This is a genomic window from Kyrpidia sp. (assembly GCF_023512215.1).
Lineage (GTDB): Bacteria > Bacillota > Bacilli > Kyrpidiales > Kyrpidiaceae > Kyrpidia > Kyrpidia spormannii.
Window position 1 is genome coordinate 16604 of record NZ_JAILZZ010000039.1, and the last position, 16468, is coordinate 33071.

Sequence of the window (16468 nt, forward strand, 5' to 3'; positions counted from 1 at the left end):
TAGTGGGTGTTCATTGGATTCAAGGTTATCAGGCGACAGTTTCGTTCTGTTTCGATGTGGATGCGGAAGCCAGTTGGATTGGAAACCCGGAGAACCAGAGACGGCTGTCGTTGTTATCTGCCTCGGCGTTCGGTCGGCGTATAGGCGTACCAAGAATTCTACGCGTCCTGGATAACTACAACATCAAAGCTACATTCTTCATACCTGGATATACAGCTGAATTAGATCCAAATCTAGTCAAGACCATAGCTGAGTCCGGGCATGCGATCGGCTGTCATGGCTACTATCACGAGAGAACCGATGAACTTAGTTATGAACAAGAGGACGATATCCTAGCACGATCTAAAATGCAAATCAAATCCATAACTGGTATAACACCCCTCGGCTTTCGGGCACCGCTATGGGAGATCACGCCTCAAACGTTAAGCCTACTAGATAAACATAACTTCGGTTACGATTCCAGCTTAATGGGCCTGGATTATCCCTACGAAGTTAGAGTGCCTGATTCGAATAGGAATATTCTGGAGATACCTGTGACGTGGCTATTGGATGACTGGGAACAGTTCGCTTATAGCGCGAAGCCAGCTGATGGCTACGTAATCGAAGAACCTGAGAAAGTGCTTCGTTTATGGCTGGCGGAGTTTGACGCCTTGTACACAGAAGGGGGAGCGTTCACTCTGACCATGCACCCTGAGATAATCGGTCGGGCCTCGCGCATTTCGATCTTAGATCGGTTAATTCAGCATATCAAGCAATATGACGGAGTGTTGATTTGCACATTAGATGATTTATACACCAATTGGAAGGCCGGTAACCTTTCGATCCCGACTTTTAACTACTGAACCTACTGAATACATCTTGGAGGGAATGCTCATGTCTCAGGATTGGAAGAGTGATGTCACCAAATTTCCGAGGTTTGAAGGTGTCCGGACCTTCATGCGTCTACCTTACGATCCAGAACCTAAAGGGGTAGATGTGGTAATTCTCGGGGCTCCGTTTGATACAACGGCTACTTTCCGAACTGGAGCGCGTTTCGGACCTGAAGCGGTTCGGCGGATATCTTCTCTTCTAAGACCCGCGCATGCCTACCATGCAGTTCGTCCGACAGATGTCCTTAAGATAGTGGATGGTGGGGATATCCCGGTTATTCCTGGAAACACTTTGAGAAGTTATGGATACATCACTGAGGTAATACATTCTTGGGTCAACGAGGGGGCTATACCAATTACATTGGGTGGTGACCACGGTATTGCGTTAGCTGAACTGCGTGCTTTAGCTCAAGTGCACGGCCCCTTGGCTTTAATCCAATTCGATGCTCACCTAGATACCTGGGATGAGTATTGGGAAGAGAAATATACCCATGGTACCCCATTCCGCAGGGCCCTAGAAGAAGGGCTTCTAGACCCATTACGGTCTACCCAAATTGGCATAAGAGGAACTGTATACGATCCAGCAGACATCGAAGAGGGGCGTTCGTTGGGTTTTGAGGTTCTTACCGCTGAGAAGGTTCGCGAAATCGGCCTTGAGCAAACAATACGCACGGCTATCGAGCGGGCCGGATCGGCCAAAACCTTTGTCTCGTTTGATGTCGATTTTCTAGACCCAGCATATGCGCCAGGAACTGGAACTCCGGAAATTGGCGGATTTACAACTTTTGAAGCTCAACAATTGCTTCGAAAACTTTACCCGCTCGATTTTGTTGGGTTTGATATTGTAGAGGTACTTCCTGCATTTGATCCTACAGAGACGACGGCACTTGCTGGCGCAACGGTTGCATTCGAGTTTCTATCCCTGGTAGCTTCCGGCAGGAAAGGGGCCTAATCGTCCTAAACGCTGCGCTGAATAATCATGAAGTGTTTGGAGGGAATGCATGGTGGCCTTGGATCTGATGGTGATAGTACTGTACTTTCTGGTCATGATACTTATAGGTATTAGGAGTATGAGGAAGATTCGAAGCAAAACTGATTATCTTGTTGCTGGAAAGAGGTTGAGCTACGGACTCTATATACCCGCCATGTCGGCGGTGGTGTTAGGTGGGGCGTCAACACTGGGGGGTTCAAGCCTAGGATACCAACATGGGATTTCAGGCATGTGGTTAGTTTTCATGATTGGCCTGGGTATAATCGGAATGGGTTTGCTTTTTGCAAAGCCGCTGGGAACAATGAGGATCCTGAGTGTAAGCGAACTTCTGTGGAATAAGTTTGGGCCAGCCAGCCGATATTTTAGTGCGGCTGTTATGACTGTTTACGATACACTGGCTGCTGTTACGTCGATCATTGCTATGGGCGTCATATTGCGAACATTGTTTGGGTGGGATACGACTATATCCATTCTGATCGGAGGTGTAGTAGTTTTATTCTACACTGTCCTAGGTGGGATGTGGGCCGTAACCCTAACGGACGTAGGACAATTCTGGATTATGACTATTGGGCTTATCCTGATTCTATTTCCCATAGGGCTCATCCGTGTAGGCGGGTACGAAGGTCTACAAACACATTTAGATCCATCTTTTTTAGTCTCACGTCAGTAGGCATGCCATCTATATTTTCATACTTTCTTTTGTATTTTTTTGGAATGATGATCGGACAAGACATCTGGCAACGGGCTCTCACGGCGAAGAGTGGCAGGGTCCTTAAGCTAGGTACAATTATCTCTGGGATTTATTGTATTATTTACGCGATTAGTGGTGCGCTGATTGGAATGTCCGCCAAGGTGCTTCTTCCAAACCTTTCAGATCCACAGCAGGCATTACCTCAGCTTGCTGTTGCCTTACTCCCACACAGTTTGCTTGGTGTCGTTTTCGCGGCAGTTGCAGCTGCCATTATGTCGACGGCCTCAGGGACGTTAATGGCCGCGTCGACAGTTCTTGTCAACGATATCTTGTTGCCACTCAGGCCGGTAAATATACAGGAAAAACTGATAATAAAATATACTAGAATCACAACATTTCTGCTTGGTCTTTCGGCCATAGGGATTGGCACCTGGCTTAAACAAATTGTCGTGGCCTTGGATGTGGCTTATGCGCTCTTGTCGGGTTCTATTTTTATTCCCGTTGTCGCGGCGTTTTTCTGGAAAAGAGTTAGTGCACAAGTTACTATTGTTTCTATGGTACTGAGTGCTGTTGTCGTTGTTCTAGGTTTGATCATAGAAGGTATAAGTTCTTTAAACCCGATTATCTACGGAGTAGTATGTAGTGGTCTCGTCATACTTATTGGTAGCATTCTTGGCAGGAATAAGACTAGTGCAACTAAACAGCCATAACACTTAACGGCATGAACGGGTGCTCCAGGAATGGGTCTGTTGCCCGAGCCGGCGGCTTCTTTCGCACATACTTCGGTGGATCGTTCCCCCCGTAAGGCACGACGCACAGTGTTGCGCGAAATTCCCGGTTGCCCGGCAGTCGCCTTAATCCTGACACCACGGGCTTGGAGCGCTCGAATCGCAGTCCAATCCTCGATAGAGATGAACCCTTTCTCCCCCGCTCCCACTCAAAGTAGTAGGAGCGTACCAGTCTATCTGGTGGGGGTCAATTTTCACTGACGATCTGGGGGCCATTTTCAGTGTATATAAAGAACTTGATCGAGGTTTTGACATCGTTCTGCGCGCGGCCCTGCGGCCGACGGGGAGCACGGGGCTTCGCGGGGTGTGACCGCCGCCGCTTTGCGCTCGATCCTTCGCCGCATGATGACCACGGCGCTCTTGGAGCGGGTGCAAAGTGACCGGGCGCGGATTCTGTCGGCGACCGTCTCCCGGGAAGGCGGGCGGTGGTTTGTGAGTTTCACCTGCGAAGTGGAGCGGGACGCCGGGCGGCCGAAGCGCCCCCGGGACGTGGTGGGAGTGGACGCCGGGCTGAAACACCTGGCGGTCCTGTCCACGGGGGAGAAGGTGCCGAACCCGCGACCCTTGCGCAAGGCATTGCGAAAGATCGCGCGGTTGAACCGGGAGTTGGCCCGGCGAAAACGCAGAAGCCGACACTGGGAGGATACCCGTCGGCGTCTGAACCGGGCCCACGCGAGGGTGGCGAGAATTCGCTTGGACGCCATGCACAAGCTGACTCACCGGCTGGCGACCACGTTCGGCACCGTCGTGGTGGAAGACCTGAATGTGGCGGGGATGGGGCGGAACCGGCGATTGTCCCGGGCGATCTACGACGCGGGGCTGGCGGAGTTGAGACGGCAGTTGCAGTATAAATGCGAGTGGTACGGGTCCCGTCTCGTCCAGGCCCCCAGGATGTATCCCAGTTCCAAGACCTGCTCCAGGTGCGGGGCGATCAAGGAAATCCTTCCGCTTTGGGAACGGGTGTACCGATGTGACGTATGCGGGACGGTGATGGACCGGGACGAGAATGCGGCGCGGAATCTGGCGGCTCTTGCGGCCGCCGTCGCCGGGAGTGGACCGGAGACGAAAAACGCCCGTGGAGAGGATGTAAGACCCGGCTTGGCCGGGCGGTCTACGATGAAACGGGAAGTCGGCACCGGGCAACTGGGTAAGACCGGCGCCCCTGCCCCGCAAGGGACGGGTACTTGAAACAGATGTATATGTTTCAAGTAACGGGATGGTACCGATGAACCTACTCGAAATCGAAAAGAAAGCCGAATTCCTCCGCCAGCAGCTTGGCGGCCTGATTTTCGCCTTCCTGATTGACGAAGGCGACCCTTATTCGAAATTCGCGGTTGTGGTCTACACGGGCGACGGGTTCCGGACGTTCCCTGAGCCGCTTGACTTTCTCCAAAAAATACAATCAGAGCGGGAGACGGTGGTGCCTCCCGCTCTGTTCTCGTCTGATCGCGAGGGTTAGTCTATGAAATCACAGACCCAGACCCATACGGGAGTCGGATCATTAGGCCGCGGATAAGTCGCGACCCAATGGCCGTTCGGGCACGTATTCAAATATGGTTCGAAATGACCGCCTGTCCATGTTCCAAAGACCGGTTTCAGGTTGGGCGAACCGGACTGATCGGCAGGCACGTTAAACAGTATCCAGACCCTGGTGGATTCAGAGGGAGCTAAGCTACCTGAAACAGGTTCTCCCTTTTGAGAGACGATCTTGCCTTCAAGCCGGACGGCGGAGTTCTTGGAACCGGCGTCTCCCAGCCAGAGGCGGGCTTGGCCGAGGTCATAGGGTTTCTTGCTGTTGTTGGTGATGGTACTTATAACAGAAACTGTAGCGGTTGCGGCAGGTTTGGCGGTTTTGTCCTCGATGTTCGCAAAAACCCCTTGTATTGTGAAAGTGATTCCCTCAGGAGTTGTAAAACTGTGCGCACAGGTTTGTTTGTTGCTTTTAAGGAGCGCTGTCTGGTTTTGGGCGTCCCATGAGACCTGCAGGCCCAATGCTTCCGCCAGAGCGCGCACGGGCAGGAGAGTGCGTCCTTCCAGGATCACAGCGGGAACGTCTGCATTGATTTCTTTTCCGTCAAGTACCACCCGTACCGTCTGAAACCCGTGGAACATGGGGGCTGCCGCCGAAGCTGCCCCGCCGGCCAAGAGCGCCAGTAACGCTGTTGCCCCAAACCACAATTTCCAGAAACGTTTCACCAATCATCCCTCCACTTTTCAAGCTAGGTTTCCAGTCAGGCAAGATGTTCCTATTAACCGGGTGATTTTTGTTTGAGTGTCGGCATGTCCTCACCCCCTAAAGTCCGGTCTATATCTTTAGACTTCTTCACTCGCCGATTTGTTCCTGAAAATTGTAAAAATATGTTTTTGCGGCAACGAAATGAATCCCTGAATTTTTTCGCAAGGAAACTGGTGCAGCAGAGACAAAGCCCTTCCGGCGTCGGATTATATTTTTTCCTGGGCCACTCAACGGTTGTCTTCGCAGTAGCGCTGGCCACGGCATTTGCAGCCAACTGGCTGCAGGAGAAGCATCCCGCCTTCAAGGATGTTGGAGGCATGATCAGCACCCTAGTCTCGGGAATTTTTCTGGTGGTCATAGCCCTACTCAACCTCATGATTTGTGGGGACACAGCAGGTGACCCTCTCCCCTGGGATGAACCGGGTGGATGGAAAACGATTAATACCTTCGTTCATCAGAGGTTGAACCGGGACCTGCTTCGTCCCCTTAAGTCGGAGATTATGGACGTTGTCCGCCGGTATCACGTCGCGGATATCCGCGTGTTCTGCTCGGTGGCCCCGGGCGAGGCGGTGGAAATGTGAAAAAGAATAGCAATCCGTTTCTTAGATTCATTAGACCCTGAATTAGTTATAGGGTATAATTTGGTTTGTCTTGATTGAATATGGAGGTGCCCACGATGACGAAATTACAGTCCACGAAGATCAGCCTGCCTGAAAACTTGCGTCGGGACATGGTGGAACTGCTGAACCGTCATGTCGTACTGCTGACAGATCTTAGCATTCAGACGAAGCTGGCACATTGGAATGTTCGCGGTCCGCATTTCATTGCCTACCACGAACTGTTTGATGAACTTGGAGGACGCTTGATGGAAATCACCGATATGGTGGCGGAAAGGGCGGTGACGCTGGGCGGAACAGCCGGTGTACCGGTACAAGAGGTGGCGAAGCGCACCACGCTCCCGGCATGGCCCGTGGAGCAGCGCAGGGATGCGGAGGTGATCCGCCTGCTTGCGGAACGATGGGCGGTGGTGGCCAACAGCGTTCGTGAGGCGATTGCGGCATCTGCGGAGACCGATCCGGACACTTCGGACCTATTTACGGAAGTATCGCGTCAGTTGGATAAAGATCTGTGGTTCATCGAGTCGCACCTTGCTTGATGCCGATGCAGCGCGGAGCCAGGACAGGGGTTTCCGCTGCCTGTTGTACAGCCCAACCCAGTGTCTCCCGGTTGGAGGGGTGAAACAATCGGCGATCACCAGGCTGGAGACTGGGAACGCGGTGCCGCGCCTGGACACCCTGATTCGCATTGCGGATGCGCTCGATTTACGACTGGAGTTGGTTCCGAGGGAAGCCGGGAGTGAGCTGTCGGTGGCTTTGGCGGGGGTGTGACGAAGGGACAACCCTCCTCTTTTTTTCTCCTGCCCACCTCCGTATAATGAGACAGTTCCCAACCTACCCCGTATGTATCCCAATTACCATGCGTACACTATATACATCATGTACCAGAAATTCTCGCTGACCTTGAGTCGTATGTAGTCGTGCATGTTTAGCCAATTCCACGAGATTGTGGATCTTTGGCGGCACTTTATGGGTGTTCTGCGCGACGAGAGACTTTAATGCCTTTTCAACGGTCACGTGGGCAAAGAAAGCGGATTCTAGTTTTCGCTTTCCGGCGCGTTTTAGGAAATATGCGGTGGGAATGTCTTCATACGCTTCCTGGATCCAATATCGAACGTCTTTTCGGGAAATTTGAGAGATGTCCTTGTACGGAATCTGCTTGGCGCACGTAGGACCTACACCACGGTCAATGCTTTCTTTTGAACGCAAAGGCTTACGGCATACCCGGCACCGAATCGGTTTGTCCATTTTCATCATTTACCTTGTTGTCTGGAATCCATTCGATCAAGTCTCCAACTTGGCACCGATAAAGTGAGCAAAGCTTCTTGATGGTTTCATACCGAATGGCGTCGTTGGTTTCGTGATACAGGCGATGCAACGTTGCTCGACTAAGCCCAGTCAAGCGGTGGACATCGGTAAGTGAATGCTTGTGTTTGCCCATGAGTTTGGAGAGGTGGCATTTGATCATCTTCTGTTCATCACCCCAAGCCGAGCTGCTCCGCTAGCAGCTCGGCGGTCTGATCTTCCCTTTCCCAATCGACGAGGAGGACCTCTACTCGAAGTTCGCAGTCGTGTCTATACGGGCAATGGGTTCCGGGCGTTCCCTGAGCCGCTGGATGCTTTCGAAGTGGCCGCGGGAATTGCATCCATCATCGAGGGTCTGGAGGATACCGCCCGGTCGGCGAGAATCGCGGGCGGCCTCGGGTACCCCAGCGGACCCGGGGCGCCGAGGGCCGATCTATTCTCCGGAGATCGGGTGAAAGCCCGGAGCTTGCGGCGGCGTGGGGCGGTTCGCCGCCGGCCCGGGCGAGTGGCTCTCGAGGTCCGCGGCCAAACGTTCGAGGAGCTGCTCCTGAAAGACTTTTCGCCGACGTGTCCTCATGGTCGGGATCAATTCCAGGTCCCACGGGATGGTGAGCCGACCCAGAGTCGCATCTTCATCCGGGGTGATGTCCGGCAGCCCCGGATGGTCCACCGACAAGTAGGTTTCCCGGTCCAACCGCCAGGGCCGAAATCGGGATCCGTACCGCTCCTTTAGAGCCAGGGCCATCTGAAGCCCTTGGGGATCGAAGTCGCCGCTGTACCAAATTTGCCCTTTCTCCGCCACTGCGTCGAGCAGTTTCAATGCCGCGGCGGAGGGTTGGCCGCTGGGACAAACCAGGGGCCGTGCAGGGACGCCGTCGTCCACCCGAATGCGCTCATACAACGAGGCGAAGACGGCGGGGTTTTCGACCACATGGACCTCCGAAACCGGCGGGATGTTTCTCACCTGTTCCAGGGTGAAGAGGGGCAGAGCGGCCGGAAGGTCGGAGAGGCCCGGCCAGCCGGCCACCCACACCACAGAACTGATGTCGTCCAGCCGGACGCCCGCCCGATCGTACAAGCGGCGCGTCCGTTCCGTGGGAGCGAGGATATCCGGCTCTCCTTCGTACTCGAGTTCTTCTTCCTGCGGGTCTTCGGCCCAGGCGACGAGTCCCCAGTAAAACACTCTCCCGGCCAGGCGATCCCGATCCAAGCCATGGGGATCGCCGGCGGTTTCCGCGGCGAGAACCGGCAGTCTCACCGGGCTGCCGAGGGGCACCCGCGACAACGCCCGAGCGGCCCACTCCCATTCCGGGCACCGCCCCGAGGCGCGAAACGTCTTGTAACATTCCAGAAAGGTCCGGTAGCCCGGTCCCCGGCTCCGACACAACCGGTCCACCCATCCCTCGAGCCATGGTCGGACGGCGGTCCGGCGCACCCAATCACAAAACCGGATCCACGCCTCCCGGTCCGCCGCCCGCTCCGCCGGGCGAAGGTGCAGGTCGCCGTACAAGAGCCGCAGACAGGTGACCAGATCGACGCCGAACCGGGTTTCTCGCAAAGCGCGATCCAGATCGGCAAGCCGGAGGGAAACCTCTTCCCGGCCGTACAGGTTAGCCGCCAGCAGCGCCCCAATCGCGTTCCGTTCATCGGAAGCGAGACCGGTCAGGCGAATCCGTCCCGCCACCCGGCCCAATCGTTCGAATTTATCCCGGGCGGCGGGCCACAGGCGGGCAAGCCCCGGCTGAACGAGATAGTTCCGCAACTGCTCACGCATCTCGGCCACTTGTGGCGGATCCGGGCGCGCATCGCCCATCACGAACCCCTGCCTTCCGCGGTGGCGGCCGCTTCCAGCGCCCCCTGGTCCTCAACGGCCTCCCGGCGGCGCCCGTTCCACCGATAGGCGATGGTGGTCACATGGCGGGCGCTGCCCGGCCGCACGATCTCGTAAATCGCCAGGGACGGCACCGTGTCGTAACAGCCCCACAGGACTTGGCTCGTCATCATATAATCAAAATCCATCTCGGTGAGCAGTTGGAACATATCGCGCAGATTCTCATCGTCCACTCCGGCGAACGCTTCGTCCAGAGAGATGATCCGCGGGGCGTCGGGCCTCGAGTCCTTGTACCGGGAGTCGGCGGCGGCAAGCAGCGGGATGTACATGGACATGGCTTTCTCGCCCCCGCTCATCACGTTGAACTGGGAGTCGGTGAGTTCCCGGCGGGGCGTGTCTCCTTTGCGAAAATAGAGCGTGAACGTGAACCACGTCCGGTAGTCGAGCAACTGCCCCATCATCCGCCGCAGGTTCGCCCCTTGCTCGGCTTCTTCTTTCGCCCAGTGAATGCGGGAGCGAAAATGGGCCACCATCCGTTCCAGCTCGTCGTCCCGCAACGTTTCCGGCGCCTTGCGCAACAGTTGCACCAGTTCTGCAGCATCCAGTTCCTGCTCGGTCTCCGCCCGCCGCGGCCGCCATTCCAAGGACAACACCAGGCCGCTGGACGTCCTGCGGGCGGCCATGAACCGGTTCATCTCCGCCACCCACGCTTGGGCGCGGTTGATTTTATCCCGAATGGCGCGGCCGACACTGTGGATCAAGACCTGTTCATACAGCTCCCGCTCTTTTTCCTGAATCAAAAGCCGCTGCTGCTCCAGATCCGACGCCAGTTTTTCGCACAGGGCCCGCGGGGTTCGCCGCTGGGCGCGGTCCTGAACAGACTCAATAAAATATCGGCCCAGCTCCTCGTCCAGGTGACAATCCAGCACATACTCCAAGAGGTCATTTTTCTCTTTGGAAAATACGTCCAGAAGCTTCATGGTCAAATTGTCCATGCGCCAGCCGGCGAATCGAGGCTTGTACCGTTTGACCAGGGCCTGTCCGAGGGAAATCCACGGCGTGAGGTCCTCCGGTTCTCCGGAATCCTCGGGAGTGCCCGCATGGTCATGCGGGCCTTCGGGAGCCTTGGCCGGGATCTGCGAACCGACGGTTTCCAGCACGGAAGCGTCGATTTCTCTTTCCAGATCCACCAGGCGCAGAGCCCATTCCCGGGCGAGTCGCATCGCCGCCTCCCGCGCGGCGCTGAGAGTCTGCGTCAACGCCTCTTTCCGATGTTCCCATTCGGTTTTGAGCGCGCCCCGGCGCTCGCCGCTTCCGCGCAGCTCCTCTTGGAGAGCCCGTTCCGTTTCCCGCCAGTGCATTCGCTCTTCCCGCAGCCGGGCGATTTGATCGTGCAGATCCAAAAGGCCCATTTCCTCCAGCAGCCCCCGCAGGGTGTCCCGCCGCTGTTCGAGATCCTGTCGGCGCCGGTGCAGATCGAACAGCGCCGCCTGTTCTTCTTCCAATCGGCGCCCCCCGGCGGTGATCTCCTCTTCCAGCCGAGCCAGTTCTCGGTGAATGCGTTCCGTCAATTGAATGACGCGCCGGGCGTCGATGCCGGCATGTTGATAATCGTTGAGTTGTCGCAACGCCTCTTCAAAATCTTCCTCCCGGCGCAACCGTTCCCAGGTCGCCGCCTGTTCCGCGAACGCCCGATGCGCCTCTCGCCGCGCCCGGTCCGCCTTTCGGTAGTCTTCATCCCGTGCCCGCTCCCACTGGGCAGCCCGGTCGAGAGCCCAGCGCGCGGTCTGCCGGGCCTGTGCCGCCGCCGACAAATCGGCTTCACCGGGGACCGCCGCCGCTTCGGACCGGGCGGATGCCAGGTCGGTTTCGAGCTGCTCCTCCTGCTCCAGGATCCGGGCGATGGTCTCTTCCCGGTTCGCGATCTCCAGGCGCAAACGTTCGATCTGTTCCAGGCGGGTTCTGCGGCGGGTGTCGTAACCGATCCATTCGGCGCGCTCTTTACCGGCGGCCTGACCGGTCAGAGGTCCGATCCGATAGGTCCCCGCCTCGCCCACCCAGACGTCCCCGTCCTGATTGTCCCCAATGAGGATCGTGCGCAGAACGTCGTCGACCTGCTCCGGTGTCAATCCGCTTTCATCGGGAGGGGTCGGTCGCAGGTAATCGGCCAGGGTGTATCCGAACAGCACCGGGCGAGGCGTCAAGAAGACATCCTCGTCTCCGGCCTCAAACGCGACGCCCTCTGAGCTGATCCACGCATCCAAAAGGCCGGCCTGATCCAGCGCCGCCTCCAGAGCCGCCCTGGTTGGCTCGTCCACTTCGTCGCGAAATTCGCACACCCGATAGAGAGGGGCTCCGGCCGCTGTTCCCCTCTCGACTGCCCTTTGTTGCCTCCGTTCCCGGGTCTCCTGCCTTGCTGGAGATCGCGGCGGTTCGGGCTCCCGGCGCTCCATCCACCCGGCCAGTTCGCTTTTGAGCTGATCGCGCTCATTTTCCACCAGTCGGCGTTCGTGGCGAAGTTGCAGAAGCTGCCCGCCGATGTTGCGTTCGGCATCGGCCAGAGCGGACCGAACCGGCGCCGTGATCTGTTCGTACGGCAACTCCGGGTAGCGGTCCAGATCGTGCAACATCGTCCGGAATATGTCGACAGAGAGCGGGAGGTGCGCAACGTGTTGAAACCACTCGTGCAACCGATCCCCCTGAATCCGAAGCGCTTCCTCCAATGCCGCTTCGGCGTCGCGCAGATCGCGTTCCCGGGCGTCCCGTTCCGCCCGGGCTTCGGACAGGCGGGCCTCCTCCTGCCGGGCCCGGGCTTCGGCCTCCCGGCGAGCAACCGCCAGTTGCATCATCGTTTGCAACCGTTTGCGGTGGGCATCCACGTCCCGGGTCCAATTGTGCCAATAAGACTCCTCCACCGGTGGGGGGTCTGCGGTGAGCCGGAGCAGATGGACTTGGTGATCGCCGAATTCGCACCGGGTGGCCAAATCGTTCATCCGCTCCAGGAGGCGGTTCAACTCTCGCCGGGAGCGAGCCAATTCCTCCCGATTCTCCTCGGCGAGGCGGCTTCGTTTCTCCAAGTCTTGCTCAGTTTCCCGCCGCCGCCGGTCGAGGCGTTCCGCATCCCGCACAACGTCTTTCAACTGGTCCTCCAGGGACGCCAACTCGCGATGTTTCTCCATGGCCTCGGAGTGTTCCAGGATGTCCAAACGGTTCTCCGCCTGCCGAACCCGCGCCTCCGCCTCTTCCACCTTGGCGGACACTTCTTGGTAATGGGTGTCTTCTGCGGCGAAATCCCGCTCGGCACGGTCGGCCGCGGCTCGGGATTCTTCAAAGGTGCGATATGCTTCCTGGACCCGGGATCCCGCTTCGTACAGGCGCAGCTCATTGTAGTCGTTGTACACGCTGTGCAACCGCCGGGCGGCCGCCAGTTGGCGCTCCAGTTCTTCCGCGCGGTCCGCGATCTCGTCCAGGTCCTCCAAGACCGAGGAGAGCGGGTTCAACTCCTCCTCGGAAAGCGGGGGCAATGCCGAGTTTAAGATCTCGTACACCGCCGACGGCCGAAACTCTTTCGAGAGTTTCGGCGAGCGCAGTTGGATGAGAAGATTGAGCAAATCGCGGAATCCCTCGGGGTCCGCATAACCGAACAGCAGGCGGTTGACCAGTTGGCGATACTCGCCCTGCTCTCGCACCACCTGGCCGCCCGGCCCGATGGCCGCCTCGAGGCCCGCCCGGTCAAGCGGCAGCTTTTCCCCGTCCCGCTCATAAACGGCCCGGTCGTACAGAAAAAGATCCTCGCCGATCCGCCGGCCGTCTGTGACGGCAAATCCCCAGAATCCCACTTGGGGCTGGCCCCTGCGGGCCCGGAGTCCGATGCCGACGGTCAGGTACTGCTGCTTTTCCGGGTGAAAGAACTCCAGATAGGCGTAGCCGATGCGGTCGTGGATGTCGCTGTCCCCATCCCCGAGCAGATAATATTCGATCCGTCTGTCCTTTGATCCGAAAGGGTCCAGCCGCGAAGGTCGTTTGTCCCCGTCCAACACCAGAGGGATAAACGTCTGCATGGTCACCGATTTTCCCGCGCCGTTCGGCCCGCGAAAAATGAGCCGCCCGTCGATGATCTGAAACGTCACGTCGTCGTAGTACCAGAAATTGAACAGCCCGGCTCGGTTCAGATGCCAGCGATGGGTATTCATTCGGCTACGCCTCATCCTTCCAATCGTCGTATTCGCCCTGCCACAACAACAGGCCCGGATAGATCCGAACCGATGCCGTGTCGTCCCGAGCGCCGAGGTTCCACATCTCCAGGTGCTCGATCAATTCCTCGGCCAGCACGGCGCTGGTCTTTTCCCGGTGATCTTTTGTCCAGTAGGCGCCATGGCGGTCTTTGAGCCGCATCAACATCCCTTCCAGCTCCGACAGAGAAACCACCAGATTACCCCGATCGTCCCGGTCGAAGGCACGGGGATCGGCCCCGATTCTCCGCCGCAGTTCCCCGGCCAGGGCCAGGGCCAGATCGGAGATGGCCGCCGAGGTGGGGAAGAGGGCCATCTCGCCTGTGAGCTCGGGCCAGGAGAGATATAGCCCTTCCCGAAAACGGCTTCCTTCCAGTCCCACGTGGGACAATTGCCGCAGGATGAACGAGCGCTGGGTTTGGACGTACCGGCGCTCCTCTTCCTCCCATTGCCAATCGTACACGATCGGCTCCAGCAGGAGTCGGCGCAACACCCGGTGGCGCCGCCGAACCACGTCGGCCCCTTCTTCGTCCCCCACCTGTTCCAGGCGAGACTCTGCGAGCGTTTCGATGAGCGCATCCACGCTCCCGGAGGCCGCGAGTTCCCTGGGGAATCGGCGCAGCACATAATGCGCGAGCGGAGAGGATTCGTACAGCACGTTGCTGTCCCCGCCTTCCCGGGCCCACTCCCACTCTTCCCCTTCGATGGCCACCAGCACCTGGAGCTGGCGCAGTTTCTTCAGCGCCCGAGCCATGGACTGGCGATGGTCGTACAACGTCCAGTCCACATGGATTTCGATGCCGAGCAGATGCTCCCGGATGGAATCCACCATTTCCGAAAGCAGGAATTGTTCCCCGTTGCCCTTCCCTTCGAGGTACCACAGGCCATAGGTGAAAAAGCCGTAGTCCCTGGGGCTCTGAAAGCCTTCGATGCCCATCCACGGCTGAAAAGACCCGGGAATTTTCTCTAACTTGGCCAGGTGCCGCGTCAAAATCAGCCCGTACCCGACATGGTTGTAAAACCAGTCCCGCAGCGGTCCGTAGTGCATTTTGATCAGGCGGAACAGTTCCGGATCGTCGGCCTTGGTCACCCACGGGCGGTTGAGGAGCGCCTGGGCGGCGGTGCGGAACTCGTCAGTGCCGATCGTTTCGCCGCCGGACGGCTCCGTCGACGTGGAAGCTTGGTGAACTCGTTTCATCGCGCCGTCACCTCTCGCACCCGGACGTGAAAATCCGGCAGGGACATCTCTCCGTCCTCAAACCGGAGGACCGTCCGCCGGCGATCCGGCGGGTCGGAGATGTGGACCTCAAGGCCTTCGGGAGTATGGGCCGTTCTCGAGACGTTGGCCAGGCACCGGCTGAGCCATTGCAGCAGCACCTGCCGGTGAAACGGGGTCAGCCTGTCCAACTCGCTCAGATCGAACTCCCCGAGTTCGAGGAACCGCGCCACCACTTCGGATTCGGCGGCCTTTCGGGCCAACACCCGGGCCCGGGTCTCGGCCTGTTCCCGCCGGGTATCGCGGACCGGCTCGGCGCTCCCCACCCGGCGCCGGGCGCGGCTGCGCGATCCCAGCGCGCGGACCTGGGGCGGCTGATCCCACATGGACAGATCCCCGGCATCGGAGATTCGCTGGGGCTCTCCTTGAAAATGATGGGCCCGGAACAAACCGAAGGCGTAAGCGGCGAGCTTGTCCGCTTCGGCCCGGGAGTCGATCCGGAAAAACCATTGCCCCAGATCGTCCAGCTCCTGTCGCCGGCTGAGTCCCACCCGCCGGCGTTCCTGGATGGCCACGGCCATCCGTACCACCCGGGCGATGGCATTTTTCGTTTCCCGCTCAAGGTCGGCCACATCGCTCTCCTCGCGGTCCGTCCCGGTAAACCACTGGACGAACACCGCCCATTCTTCGCGGCGACGCCGGAGCTGTTCTTCTTCGGTGAAGGATTCTTCCAGGGAAGGCATGAGCAGGTCCGCTTGAACCACGGCGTGTAGGAATCGCTCCCACCGATCGGGATCGGTGCGCCGGAGGATCCCTTCGATCTGGGGGGCGTATTTTTGCAATCCGACCATGAAATTTTGGAGATAGTGAGTGAGTCGGTCTTTGAACGGCAGAAACTGTTCGGTGACCATCAGCTCTTCGGCCCGGCCGCTGTGCAGGCTGGCGAGGTAGTCCGAGGCGTTCTCCTGAAGGTTCCGGAAGGCCTCCTGGATATCGCGCCACAGGCGCCCCGCCTCATCCGGGGTGAACGCCGTGTCGCGTTCCACGATGGTGCGCAAGTAACCGGCCAGGCGCTCCAGCAGAGTCGGCTCCAGAGAACCGCCGTATCCCTGCAGATTCTCCAGCGCTTCCAGCATGCGTTCGATTTCCACCGCATACCGGGTCATTTGGTAGCGAAACCGCTTGCGCAAGTATTCTTCGATGGTCGCCGCCCGCCCCCCGTCGTGTCGCTTGGCGAGATTTTTCCACTCGGTCAAAACCTCCAGGTCCTGCCGGCACAACTCCAGGGTGTACTCCGACACCAGCCCGGTGGCTGAGACGGCCTCAAATACCTCTTCGGGTTTCAGCCAGTATTTCAGTTTTCGGTAATTGTCGTAAAAGAAGCGCATGATCAGGCGGTACCGGGCCACGTTGTCGGCGTTGAGGTATTTGGTCTCCGGGACCGCACGTATGCGCGCATCAACCGGGGCGTTCGGATTCACCGGCAACATCCTTTCACGGGTTTCACACAAACACACACGGGATTTTCAAAAACTTATTATACCCCAATTTGTAGGAAAGCAGGTGGTATCAGCAGCTGCCGGGATATCTTATCAAAACTATCCAACAAACCGCCGTCGGCCTGACCTTTGTCTCCTTCCATCCGGAAGGGAGCCGCCCCCGGGGTGGGCGCGCTTCTCGGCGTGTGCTTCC

The 16468-nt window shown here is 58.0% G+C and carries 16 protein-coding genes; 9 read left to right on the forward strand and 7 right to left on the reverse strand.

Annotated features, from left to right (window positions below; all coding sequences use genetic code 11):
* Positions 1 to 2 precede the first annotated feature (2 nt).
* The 6 genes from K6T64_RS12480 to K6T64_RS12505 all read left to right on the forward strand — a co-directional run bounded on the left by K6T64_RS12480 (position 3) and on the right by K6T64_RS12505 (position 4798).
* Positions 3 to 842, forward strand: a complete 840-nt coding sequence (locus K6T64_RS12480) for a polysaccharide deacetylase family protein (protein WP_288010544.1) — start codon at positions 3 to 5, stop codon at positions 840 to 842.
* 31 nt (positions 843 to 873) lie between these two features.
* Complete coding sequence (gene speB, locus K6T64_RS12485) at positions 874 to 1821, forward strand: agmatinase (protein ID WP_288010545.1); 948 nt, start codon at positions 874 to 876, stop codon at positions 1819 to 1821.
* A gap of 52 nt (positions 1822 to 1873) precedes the next feature.
* Positions 1874 to 2530 (forward strand): sodium:solute symporter family transporter, encoded by a 657-nt coding sequence (locus tag K6T64_RS12490; protein ID WP_288010546.1) that lies wholly within the window; start codon positions 1874 to 1876, stop codon positions 2528 to 2530.
* A 47-nt stretch (positions 2531 to 2577) separates the two neighbouring features.
* The gene (locus tag K6T64_RS12495; protein ID WP_288010547.1) at positions 2578 to 3261 is read left to right on the forward strand and encodes a sodium:solute symporter family transporter; all 684 of its coding nucleotides are present in this window, start codon (positions 2578 to 2580) and stop codon (positions 3259 to 3261) included.
* 384 nt (positions 3262 to 3645) lie between these two features.
* The gene (locus K6T64_RS12500) at positions 3646 to 4527 is read left to right on the forward strand and encodes an RNA-guided endonuclease InsQ/TnpB family protein (RefSeq protein WP_288010548.1); all 882 of its coding nucleotides are present in this window, start codon (positions 3646 to 3648) and stop codon (positions 4525 to 4527) included.
* Positions 4528 to 4564: 37 nt separating this feature from the next.
* Positions 4565 to 4798: a hypothetical protein gene (locus K6T64_RS12505; RefSeq protein WP_013076077.1), complete on the forward strand. Its 234-nt coding sequence runs from the start codon at positions 4565 to 4567 to the stop codon at positions 4796 to 4798.
* Here K6T64_RS12505 and K6T64_RS12510 read toward each other — a convergent pair.
* The gene (locus K6T64_RS12510; RefSeq protein WP_288010549.1) at positions 4795 to 5535 is read right to left on the reverse strand and encodes a stalk domain-containing protein; all 741 of its coding nucleotides are present in this window, start codon (positions 5533 to 5535) and stop codon (positions 4795 to 4797) included. The genes K6T64_RS12505 and K6T64_RS12510 overlap by 4 nt on opposite strands.
* A 162-nt stretch (positions 5536 to 5697) precedes the next feature.
* Between K6T64_RS12510 and K6T64_RS12515 the strand changes: the two genes are divergently transcribed.
* From K6T64_RS12515 to K6T64_RS12525, 3 genes are all read left to right on the forward strand, one after another.
* Positions 5698 to 6156 carry a HoxN/HupN/NixA family nickel/cobalt transporter gene (locus K6T64_RS12515; RefSeq protein ID WP_288010555.1) on the forward strand — a complete coding sequence of 153 codons (459 nt, stop codon included), beginning with the start codon at positions 5698 to 5700 and terminating at the stop codon, positions 6154 to 6156.
* A 95-nt stretch (positions 6157 to 6251) separates the two neighbouring features.
* Positions 6252 to 6731, forward strand: a complete 480-nt coding sequence (gene dps, locus K6T64_RS12520) for a DNA starvation/stationary phase protection protein Dps (RefSeq protein ID WP_170099099.1) — start codon at positions 6252 to 6254, stop codon at positions 6729 to 6731.
* A gap of 79 nt (positions 6732 to 6810) precedes the next feature.
* Complete coding sequence (locus tag K6T64_RS12525; RefSeq protein WP_288010550.1) at positions 6811 to 6963, forward strand: helix-turn-helix domain-containing protein; 153 nt, start codon at positions 6811 to 6813, stop codon at positions 6961 to 6963.
* 63 nt (positions 6964 to 7026) lie between these two features.
* Here K6T64_RS12525 and K6T64_RS16895 read toward each other — a convergent pair whose 3' ends face one another.
* The 6 genes from K6T64_RS16895 to K6T64_RS12550 all read right to left on the reverse strand — a co-directional run bounded on the left by K6T64_RS16895 (position 7027) and on the right by K6T64_RS12550 (position 16257).
* On the reverse strand, positions 7027 to 7449 hold the full coding sequence (locus tag K6T64_RS16895; RefSeq protein WP_352140095.1) for a DUF6011 domain-containing protein: 423 nt from the start codon (positions 7447 to 7449) through the stop codon (positions 7027 to 7029).
* Positions 7406 to 7660 (reverse strand): helix-turn-helix domain-containing protein, encoded by a 255-nt coding sequence (locus K6T64_RS12530; RefSeq protein WP_170099101.1) that lies wholly within the window; start codon positions 7658 to 7660, stop codon positions 7406 to 7408. Before K6T64_RS12530 ends, K6T64_RS16895 begins: the two co-directional genes overlap by 44 nt.
* 270 nt (positions 7661 to 7930) lie before the next feature.
* Positions 7931 to 9310 (reverse strand): TIGR02679 family protein, encoded by a 1380-nt coding sequence (locus K6T64_RS12535; protein ID WP_288010556.1) that lies wholly within the window; start codon positions 9308 to 9310, stop codon positions 7931 to 7933.
* Positions 9310 to 13521, reverse strand: a complete 4212-nt coding sequence (locus K6T64_RS12540) for a TIGR02680 family protein (protein WP_288010551.1) — start codon at positions 13519 to 13521, stop codon at positions 9310 to 9312. Before K6T64_RS12540 ends, K6T64_RS12535 begins: the two co-directional genes overlap by 1 nt.
* A 4-nt stretch (positions 13522 to 13525) precedes the next feature.
* Complete coding sequence (locus K6T64_RS12545) at positions 13526 to 14758, reverse strand: TIGR02678 family protein (protein WP_288010552.1); 1233 nt, start codon at positions 14756 to 14758, stop codon at positions 13526 to 13528.
* Positions 14755 to 16257, reverse strand: coding sequence for a TIGR02677 family protein (locus tag K6T64_RS12550; protein WP_288010553.1), 1503 nt, complete (start codon positions 16255 to 16257; stop codon positions 14755 to 14757). Before K6T64_RS12550 ends, K6T64_RS12545 begins: the two co-directional genes overlap by 4 nt.
* Positions 16258 to 16468 lie beyond the last annotated feature (211 nt).